5 protein-coding genes are annotated in these 10,145 nt (G+C 67.5%); 2 read left to right on the top strand and 3 right to left on the bottom strand.

Annotated elements, in window-relative coordinates; translation table 11 throughout:
- On the bottom strand, positions 1–2,025 hold a 2,025-nt coding region (locus tag NUU27_RS14650), incomplete at its 3' end, for a primosomal protein N' (RefSeq protein ID WP_257762863.1).
- Between the two features lie 107 nt (positions 2,026–2,132).
- On the opposite strand from NUU27_RS14650, the gene fsa reads away from it, so the two are divergent.
- On the top strand, positions 2,133–2,786 hold the full coding sequence (gene fsa / locus NUU27_RS14645; RefSeq protein WP_257762862.1) for a fructose-6-phosphate aldolase: 654 nt from the start codon (positions 2,133–2,135) through the stop codon (positions 2,784–2,786).
- A 60-nt stretch (positions 2,787–2,846) separates the two neighbouring features.
- Here fsa and NUU27_RS14640 read toward each other — a convergent pair whose 3' ends face one another.
- Together NUU27_RS14640 and NUU27_RS14635 are read right to left on the bottom strand one after the other, a co-directional pair.
- Complete coding sequence (locus NUU27_RS14640; RefSeq protein WP_257762861.1) at positions 2,847–4,271, bottom strand: MFS transporter; 1,425 nt, start codon at positions 4,269–4,271, stop codon at positions 2,847–2,849.
- Positions 4,272–4,648: 377 nt separating this feature from the next.
- A complete protein-coding gene (locus NUU27_RS14635; RefSeq protein ID WP_257762860.1) occupies positions 4,649–9,448 on the bottom strand; it encodes an NAD-glutamate dehydrogenase in 4,800 nt (1,599 codons plus the stop codon).
- Between the two features lie 125 nt (positions 9,449–9,573).
- Between NUU27_RS14635 and NUU27_RS14630 the strand changes: the two genes are divergently transcribed.
- A complete protein-coding gene (locus NUU27_RS14630) occupies positions 9,574–10,140 on the top strand; it encodes a peroxidase-related enzyme (RefSeq protein ID WP_257762859.1) in 567 nt (188 codons plus the stop codon).
- Positions 10,141–10,145: the final 5 nt, after the last annotated feature.

The raw sequence follows: 10,145 nt of genomic DNA, 5'->3' as shown, positions 1-10,145 counted from the left end.
CGCTTCGGCCGGTCCCAGCACGTCGATCCCCTCGGCGCGCGGCGCGCTGCGGCGCAAGGCCCGCGCGTGGCCTTCGGCCTCCTGCCGGCTCGCCGCGCTGACGATGATGCCGGCAAGCCGTCCGAACGGCGGCAGGCCGGCGCGCTCGCGCTCGGTGATCTCGCGTTCGTAGAAGGCCTCGGCGTCACCGGTCACGATGGCCCGCATCACCGGGTGCTCGGGCTGGTAGGTCTGCAGCAGGCCGAGGCTCTTCTTTCCCGACCGCCCCGCGCGGCCGGTCACTTGCGCGAGGAGCTGGAACGTCCGCTCGGCGGCGCGCGGGTCGCCATTGGCGAGCCCGAGATCGGCATCGACCACACCGACCAGCGTCATGGCGGGGAAGTTGTGCCCCTTGGCCACGAGCTGGGTGCCGATGATGATGTCCGCCTCCCCCTTGGCGACCGCCTCCAGCTCGAGCCGCAGACGCTTCACCCCGCCCAGCATGTCCGACGACAGGACGATCGTGCGGGCTTCGGGGAAATGCCGCTCGACCTCCTCGGCGATGCGCTCGACCCCCGGCCCGCAGGCGACGAGATGGTCGAGCGTGCCGCACTCGGGACAGGCCTCCGGGCGCGGCTCATTATGGCCGCAGTGATGGCAGACGAGCTGGCCGCGAAACCGGTGCTCGACCAGCCAGCTCGAACAGTCCGGACACTGGAAGCGGTGGCCGCAGACACGGCACAGCGTCAGCGGCGCATAGCCGCGCCGGTTGAGGAAGAGCAGCGACTGCTCGCCGCGCTCCAGCGTCTTCCTCATCTCGCCGATCAGCACCGGCGACAGGAAGCCGCCGCGCTCCGGCGGCGCCTTGCGCATGTCGATGGTGGCAAGATCGGGAAGCGCGGCATCGGCGAAGCGTGCCGACAGCACGATGCGCTCGTAGCGCCCCTGATTGGCGTTGACCCGGCTTTCGAGCGACGGCGTGGCGGACGCCAGCACGACGGGAAAACCGCCGATATGACCGCGCACCACGGCCATGTCGCGGGCACTGTAGAAGACGCGGTCCTCCTGCTTGTAGGCCGGGTCGTGCTCCTCGTCGACGACGATCAGGCCGAGCTCCTTGAACGGCAGGAACAGCGCCGAGCGGGCGCCGGCGACGACACGCACCTGCCCCTCGGCCACCTGCCGCCAGACGCGCTCGCGCTTCCTCGGCGCCAGATCGGAGTGCCATTCGCCGGGCTTGGCGCCGAAGCGATCGTGGAAACGGTCCAGGAACGCCTGCGTCAGGGCGATTTCCGGGATGAGGATCAGCACCTGCTTGCCCCGTTTCAGGGCCGCCGCCACAGCCTCGAAATAAACCTCCGTCTTGCCCGAGCCCGTCACGCCGTCGAGCAGGGTGACGCTGAAGGCATCGGCACCGGCCTTCTCGCTGAGTCGCTCGGCCGCCCGCGCCTGATCCGGCGTGAGGTCGGCCTTGGCGAAATCCGGATCCGGCGGCGCCACCACCGGCAGCGGCGGAATGGCGACGGTCTCCAGCACGCCCTGCTCGCGCAGGCCCTCGACGACGCTCGAGGAGACGCCCGCCGCGTGCGCCAGCCCGCTGCGCGTCCAGGCCTGTCCGTCACCCGCCATCTCCAGCACCCGGCCGCGTGCCGCTGTCATGCGGTCCGGGCCCATGCCCGCGACCAGCCTCAGCCCCTCGGTCGGCGGCTCGGGATCGAAGGCGGCCGGCGCACGCAGCAGCATGCGCGCCACCATGCCGGGCGGCGACAGCGTGTAGGCGGCGATCCAATCGACGAGGCGGCGCATCTCCGGTGCGATCGGCGGGCAGTCGAAGACCTCCGAGATCGCCCTCAGCTTCTTCGCCGCCACCTCGCCGCCCGGCCCGTCCCAGACGATGCCCGCCACCTCGCGCGGGCCGAGCGGCACGCGCACGATCGCGCCGGGCTCGGCGCGCGTGCCCTCCGGCACGGCATAGGAGTAGGGCCGGTCTGCCGGCATCGGCACCATGACCGGCACGACGCGATTTGCGGACGAATCTTGTGTCATCGGACGTGACCTTGCCCTGTTCTTGCAGTAGAGCAAAGACCCAACATTATGGATGGGTGCTGTCCCTTCCCCGATCCCGGCCCTCAATCCCAGCCAAGGAGCTTGCCATGAAATTTTTCGTCGACACGGCCGACGTCAACGAGATCCGCGAATTGAGCGACACGGGTCTGCTCGACGGCGTCACCACCAATCCGTCGCTGATCATGAAGGCGGGTCGCGACATCCTTGAAGTCACCAGGGAGATCTGCGGCATCGTCGACGGCCCGGTCTCGGCGGAAGTGACGGCGACCGATTTCGAGGGGATGATGAAGGAAGCCGAGGTGCTTTCGAAGATCGCCGACAACATCTGCATCAAGGTGCCGCTGACCATGGACGGGCTGAAGGCCTGCAAGGCCATCACCTCCTCGGGCCGCCAGGTCAACGTCACCCTGTGCTTCTCGGCCAACCAGGCACTGCTCGCCGCCAAGGCCGGCGCGACCTTCATCTCGCCCTTCATCGGTCGCCTCGACGACCTCGGCCAGGACGGCATGGAGCTGATCGCCGAGATCCGCACCATCTACGACAATTACGACTTCGGCACGGAGATCCTCGCCGCCTCGATCCGCACGGTCAACCACGTCAAGCAGGCCGCGCTCATCGGCGCCGACGTCGCCACCGTGCCGCCGTCGGTCCTGAAGGCGCTGGTGAAGCACCCACTCACCGACAAGGGCCTCGAAGCCTTCCTCGCCGACTGGGCCAAGACCGGCCAGAAGATCGGCTGACGGCACGCAGGAACCGAAGCTTTCCGGGGTGGCGTCATCGTTTGCGCCATCCCGACGGTCTCATCGCGCTTGCCTCTCCGCCGCCTCGCGGTGCCGGCTCTTGACGAAGGGCAGCAGCACCAGGCCGATGACGAACAGCACCAGGATCGGCGTCACGCCGAGCCGCTGGGCCTCCTCGGTCGACAGGCCGAAAGCCTCCGAGGCGAAATATCCCGTGGCGATCGCGATGGCGAAGGGACCGATGAAAGTCGTCGCCTTGCCGGACAGCGCATAGAGGCCGAAGGCCTCCGTCACGCGGTCGCGCGGCACTTGGTCGACGAGGAGCGTGCGCGAGGCGGCCTGGATCGATCCCCCCGCCGCGCCGATCAGGGCGCCGGCGACGAAGAAGGCGATGTCGGGCAGGCTGGTCGCGCCGGAAAGCTTGATGAACAGGATCTCTTCGCGCGTGGTGGAGATGACCAGGAGCGCGCTGAGCGTGAGGACGACGATCGACAGGCCGACGACGTATTTCGGCCCGAAGGCCCGATCCATGCGCCCGCCCAGCCAGGCGCCGAGGGCGCCCGTGACATTGGCGAGGATGCCGAACAGGCCGATCTGCGTGATCGACCAGGACAGGACGCCCGCCGCATAAATGCCCCCGAACGCATAGAGCGCGTTGAGCGCGTCGCGGTAGAACATCGACGACATCAGGAAGCTGAAATAGCTGCGCTCGCCGGGCAGCCGGCGCACTGTGCCGGCAAGTCGGGCAAGCCCCTCGCGGATCGCGCCGGCGGCAGCCTTGCGGCGTGCTGCGTCGGGCGTGAACAGGAACATCGGCAGGACGAACAGCCCGTACCAAAGCGCCGTCAGCGGGCCCGCCGCCCGGTCGCCCTCGCGCAGCGCTGGGTCGAGGCCGAGGATCGGCTTCAGGCCGAGCAGCGTGCGCCCGGTCTCCGGCTGGGCCGCCATGAAGCCGAGCACCAGGACGAGCGAAAAAAGCCCACCCACATAACCGAGGCCCCAGGCCGAGCCGGACAGCCGCCCGAGCTCGGACCGCGGCACGAGGTCGGGCATCATCGCGTTGTTGAAAACGGCTGCGAACTCCATGCCGAACACGGCGAGCGCCACGGCGATCAGGACCAGCCCGGCGTGCCCGGCGCCCGGAAGGGCGAACCAGAGCGAGGCGCAGGCCAGGACGCCGACGAGCGAGAAGACGAAGATCCACGGCTTGCGCGGCCCGGTGGCATCGGCGATGGCGCCAAGCACCGGCGAGGACAGCGCGATGGCGAGCCCGCCAAGGCCGGTGGCAAGGCCCCACAACTCCTGCCCGCGCGCCGCGTCCGGAGCGACGGCGGAGGCGAAATAGGGCGCGAAGACGAAGGTGATGATGAGCGTGTGAAACGGCTGCTGCGCCCAGTCGAACAGCATCCAGCCCCAGATGCCGCGACGGGGCACGGCGACATCCGGGCCGGCCTGTCCGGCGACAGAGGCGTTTTCCCGGTTCATGTCGAGCGCGTCTTGCCCCCCTCTGCCCTGCCGGGCATCTCCCCCTCTAGGGCGGAGATTGGCTGAGATTGCCGGATTTGCCAATCGTGTGGCCCTGCAGAAAAGGTCCAACGTCCGTTCCGGGATGATCGCCCCATCGAGCGCAGGTAATGGCCTATGGTCTTTCCTGCAGGCTCCGCCTGCGACCCCCACCCTCGGTCCCTCCCCTCAAGGGGGAGGGAAGAAAGGTGCAGCGCTTCATCATCCCCCTCCCCCTTGAGGGGAGGGGTAAGGGGTGGGGGTAACCCGTCGCCAGAAGCAAACTTCTCTGCCACAAGCGGGGAGATGTTCGGCAGCGCAAAGAGGGTGCGACAGGGCATCACCTGACCCAAGAAGCCTCACACACTCAGATCGCTCATCAGTCCCGAAGCCACGGTCAGCCGCGAAACGGTGATCTCGCCGCCTTCGACCAATGACTGCAGGCGCTCGCGCACCCGCACCACGTGCTCGCCGCCGCTCTCCACCCATTTGCCGGCGGGATCGTTCGCCTTGCTGTGCTCGCTGAGCGCCGCGATCGCCATGCCGCGCCGCGCCGCGCTGATCATGTCCATCGCCCGGAACAGCGCCAGCCCATCGTAATAATCGGTCGGCACGATCGCGTTGGCCGCTTCCTCGATGCGGCCGATGCGGAACGCTTCCATGATGCCGAAGAAGACCTCCGCCGCCTTGGCAAGATCGGCCTTCGCCTTGTCGGCCACCAGCGCGATGTCCGGCACCATCTCGGCCACCTCGAGGAAGGCGAGCCGCTCGGCCAGCTTCTCCGGCGCCCCGGCCGCGACGAGCTGGCCCGACCGCGTCAGGAGATGCTCGCGGATCACCGCCGGCAGCATCGCCTTCATTCTCGGCTCCAGCGCCGCACGCGCCCTACGCAGGCGCTCGACCCGCTCGCCGAGCGGTGCATGGGCCGTCTCGTTCTTGAGCTGCCAGGAGGTGGCGGAATAGATCAGCCGCCAGACGATCTGGTAGAGCTCGAGCTGCGCCGCCCCGTCGATCCTGTTGTCGAGCGCATCGATGGCGGCGTAGACGGCCGGCAGATCGAAGCCCTCGCGCACCACGGTGAAGGCGGCGACGATGTCGGCCGCCGGACGGCCCGTCACGTCCTGCAGGCGGGTAACGAAGCTCGGGCCGCCGCGATTGATGACGTCGTTGGCGAGCTCGGTCGCGACGATCTCGCGCCTCAGCCGGTGACCACGGATCTCCGCCTCGTATTTTTTCGCCATGCGCTCGGGGAAATAGCCGAGAAGATCGGCTTCCAGATGCGGCTCGTCCGGCACCTTGCTGGCGACGATCTCGTCGAACAGGACGATCTTGGCGTAGGCGAGCAGCACGCCGATCTCGGCGCGTGTCAGCGGCTCGCCGCGGCTTTCGCGATCGGCGAGCTGCTGCGGCCCAGGCAGGAACTCCACCGCCCGGTCGAGCAGGCCGCGCTGCTCGAGCAGCACCATCATGCGTGCCTGGTGCGGCAGTTCGGTCATGCCCCGCCGCTCGACCTGCGAGATGGCGAGCGTCTGCTGGTAATTGTTGGCCAGCACCAGCTTCGCCACCTCCTCGGTCATGTCGGCGAGCAGCCGGTTGCGCGCCGGGCGCTCCAGCGAGCCGCCGCGCATGGCGGCCGCCAGCGCGATCTTGATGTTGACCTCGACGTCGGACGAATTGACACCGCCGGAATTGTCGATGGCATCCGAGTTGCAGCGTCCGCCCTTCAGGCCGAACTCGATGCGGGCGAGCTGGGTGACGCCGAGATTGGCGCCCTCGCCGATGACCTTCGCTCCCACCTCGCGCGCGGTGATGCGGATCGGATCGTTGGCGCGGTCGCCGACCTCCTGGTTCGATTCGGAGCTTGCCCGCACATAGGTGCCGATGCCGCCGAACCACAGGAGATCGACCGGCGCCCTGAGGATCGCCGTCATGATCTCGGTCGGCGAGGCGGTGGTCTCGGCGAGGCCAATGGCATCGGCCGCCGCCCTGCTCAGCGTGATCGACTTTTGCGACCGCGAGACGATCATGCCGCCCTTGGAGAGCTTCGAGGCGTCGTAGTCCTGCCAGCTCGAGCGCGGCAGATCGAACAGCCGCTTGCGCTCGGCATAGGAGATCGCCGGGTCGGGATCCGGATCGATGAAGATGTCGCGATGGTCGAAAGCGGCGATCACCCTGGTCGAGTGCGACAGGAGCATGCCGTTGCCGAACACGTCGCCCGACATGTCGCCGACGCCGACCGCCGTGAAGGGCTCATTCTGGATGTCGCGGTTCATCTCGCGGAAGTGCCGCTTCACCGCCTCCCAGGCGCCGCGGGCGGTGATCCCCATCTTCTTATGATCGTAGCCGGCCGAGCCGCCGGACGCGAAGGCGTCGTCGAGCCAGAAACCATGCACCTGGCTGATCTCGTTGGCCGTGTCGGAAAAGGTCGCCGTGCCCTTGTCGGCGGCGACCACGAAATAGGGGTCGTTGGCATCGTGGCGGATGACCCCCTCGGGCGGCACCACCTTGGCGCCGTCGAGGTCGTCGGTGATCGACAAGAGGCTGGAGACGAAGTTGATGTAGGCCGCCCGGCCTGCCTCGAACACCTCCTGGCGGCTGCCGCCGGCGGGCAGGCGCCGCGGATAGAACCCGCCCTTGGCGCCGACCGGCACGATGACGGCATTCTTCACCTGCTGCGCCTTGACAAGGCCGAGCACTTCGGTGCGGTAGTCCTGCGCCCTGTCAGACCAGCGCAGGCCGCCGCGCGCCACCGGGCCGAAGCGCAGATGCACGCCCTCGACCTCCTGGCCGTAGACGAAGATCTCACGCCAGGGCCTCGGCTGCGGCAGGCCGGTGATCGCCCTCGAATCGAACTTCAGCGCCAGCGACCGCGCCGCGCCCTGCGCCCCCGGCGCATAATGGTTGGTGCGCAGCGTCGATTGGATCAGGTTCAAAAAGCGGCGGATGATGGTGTCGTCGTCGAGATTCGGCACGCGGTCGAGGTCGGTGCCGATCGCGGCGACGACGGCCTCCTCTTCCTTCTCCGCTTCGGGACGACTGGCGGCAGCTGGATCGAAGCGCAGGACGAACAGCGAGAACAGCTTCCGCGCGATGTGCGGGTAGCGGTTCAGCGTGCCGGCGATGAAATCCTGGCTCTGCGGAATGCTCGCCTGCTGGAGATAGCGGCTGTAGGCGCGCAGGATGGCGATCTCGGCGGCGCGCAGCCTGGCCGTCTGCGCCAGCGCGTTGAGGCGGTCGTCGTCCTGCTCGCGCCGCCAGACGGACAGGAACAGCTCCTCGAACAGCGCCCCGTCGTCGGACAGGTCTATCGGCCCGTCGAAGGCATTCTCCAGTTCCATGTCGTGGATGAAGACCTGGGCGGTCTCCTTGTCGTCGCCGTCGCCGACCTCGAAGGTGCGCTCGCTGATGACGCGGAAGCCCATGTTCTCGAGCAGCGGAACGCGTTGCGTCAGCGGCACCGGCGTGCGGTGATGATGGATCTTCAGCACCGCCTGGTGCGGCTCCTGATCCGGGTGCCGGTGGAAGTCGATGGCGATCGGGTTCTCGTCCGAAAGCACCGACATGCGCTCGGCGTCGATGAGCGCCGTCTCGGCCGAAAAGCCGTTGCGGTAGCTCTCGGGGAAAGCCGCGGCGATGCGGGCGAAGCGGGGGTCCGTCCCGGTCGTCTCGACTGCCTCCTGCAGCGCGTCGTCCCAGGTGCGCACGATGTTGCGGATGCCGGCTTCCAGCGTCTCGGTCTCGATGCGCGGCGTCTTTCCGCCGGACCGCCCGATGATGAAATGCACGCGTGCCAGCATGCCTTCGGGGAACGCCGGGTAATAGGCCGACACACGCCCCTTGAAGACGGTCTTCAGATAGGTGCCGATGTCGACGCGCGCCTGCGAATCGTAGCGGTCGCGGGGCACGAAGACGAGCACCGAGACGAACCGGTCGAACTGGTCGACCCGGTAGAGGGCCCGCACCCGCGGGCGCTCGCCGAGCGCCAGGATCGCCTCGGCGTGCTTGCGCAGGATCGGCACGCCGATCTGGAACAGCTCGTCGCGCGGATAGGATTCCAGCACGTTGATCAGCGCCTTGCCGGAATGATCGGTCGGCGCGAAGCCGGATTTGGCGATCACCGCCTCGGCCTTGGAGCGCAGATAGGGGATCTTCATCACCGAGCGCGTGTAGGCGGTCGACGTGAACAGGCCGACGATGCGCAATTCGCCGGTCAGCTTGCCTTCGGCGCTGAAGGTCTTGACGCCGATATAGTCGAGATAGGCGCGCCGGTGGACGACCGACTTGGCGTTCGCCTTGGTGACGATCAGGGGATCGGGGCCGTGCAGGAAGGCGCGGATCTCGGGCGTCGTGGAGACGGCTTCCGTGCCGCGCCTCAGAACCAGCACGTCGGGATCGGCCAGAATGCCGAGCCCCTTCTTGTGCGAGCGCTCCAGCGTGCCGCTCTTCTCGCCGCCCGTGTAGCGGAACTCGCGCATGCCGAGGAAGGTGAAGTTGTCGTCGCGCAGCCATTCGAGGAAGGCGATGGCCTCGGCCACCGCCTCCTGTTCGAGCGGCACCGGTGCGTAGCGCAGCTCGGTGATCTCCTGGTCGAGGCGGGCCAGCATCGGCTTCCAGTCGGTGACCGCGGCGCGCACCTGCTTCAGCATGTGGGCGAGCCGCCCCTCGAGCGCCTTGCACTCCTCGTCTGACAGGCGCGGCAGGTGCACATGGATGACGCTGATCTTGGCAAGGTCCGCCGCAGGCTTCGTCGACGCCGCATCGCCGGCGATTTCCTCGACGCCCTTCCTGCCGTGCCTGACGTAAAGCACCGGGTGCAGGACGAGCGTCGGCTCGCCGGCCGAATCGCTGAGCTCGCCGAGCACGGAATCAAACAGGAACGGCATGTTGTCGTTGACGACGGTGACCGTGGTGACCTGCCGGCCGAACCGTTCGACGCCCGAACTGTTGTTGACCCGCTGCACGCTGTGGCCGGGCTGGTGAGCCTCGACCGCCGCCGTCACCAGCTCGGCGGTCCGGACCAGCGCGGCGTCGTCGTAGGATTGCAGATCTTCGGCAGGCGTCCGCGACAAAATGAGCTGATGCAGGCATTCGACACCTCCCGCCCTGCCCTTCGGCTCGCCTTTTCGAGCGGTTTTGGAGGTCTTTGCCTTGGCTACCATGCCGAAACTTCCCTGTTGGTTGACCAAACTCATCTATCGTATGCAGACGAAAGCTGTTTGACGACCCGTCATCGCTCCGTGCAGGCTGAATACACCGCAAATCCTGTCGAAAGGGTATCTGCACCATGTCGAAGCCTGTCACCGCACTGCATTTTCCTCCCCTGGAGGGCTTGAGCGACAAAACCGAGGCCTATTTTGCAAAATGCCGCGAAAAACTCGGCATGGTGCCGAACGTCCTTCTTGCCTATGCCTTCGACGAGGCCAAGCTCGACGCCTTCTCGCAGATGTACAACGACCTCATGCTCGGCGATTCGGGACTGAGCAAGCTGGAGCGCGAGATGATCGCCGTGGCCGTCTCCAGCGTGAACCAATGCTTCTATTGCCTGACCGCGCATGGCGCGGCCGTGCGCCAGCTTTCCGGCGACCCGGTGCTGGGCGAGATGATGGTGATGAACTACCGTGCGGCCAGGCTCGATCCGCGGCAGAAGGCGATGCTCGACTTCGCGGTGAAGCTGACCGAGGCGCCCGGCAAGATCGAGGAAGCCGACCGCCAGGGGCTGCGCGAGGCCGGTTTCTCGGAGCGCGACATCTGGGACATCGCCGCCGTCGCCGGCTTCTTCAACATGTCGAACCGCCTGGCTGCCGCCGTCGACATGCATCCCAACGAGGAGTACCACGCCATGGCGCGATGAGGGCG

The sequence above is a fragment of the Nitratireductor sp. ZSWI3 genome (assembly GCF_024655565.1).
Lineage (GTDB): Bacteria > Pseudomonadota > Alphaproteobacteria > Rhizobiales > Rhizobiaceae > Nitratireductor.
Note: the sequence above shows the minus strand (reverse complement) of the source record. Positions and strands in the feature narration are given on the sequence as shown.

Excerpts from the sequence above, each read along its gene's own strand:
- fsa (WP_257762862.1), top strand. The coding sequence starts at position 2,133 with ATGAAATTTTTCGTCGACACGGCCGACGTCAACGAGATCCGCGAATTG.
- NUU27_RS14640 (WP_257762861.1), bottom strand. The coding sequence starts at position 4,271 with ATGAACCGGGAAAACGCCTCTGTCGCCGGACAGGCCGGCCCGGATGTC.
- NUU27_RS14635 (WP_257762860.1), bottom strand. The coding sequence starts at position 9,448 with ATGGTAGCCAAGGCAAAGACCTCCAAAACCGCTCGAAAAGGCGAGCCG.
- NUU27_RS14630 (WP_257762859.1), top strand. The coding sequence starts at position 9,574 with ATGTCGAAGCCTGTCACCGCACTGCATTTTCCTCCCCTGGAGGGCTTG.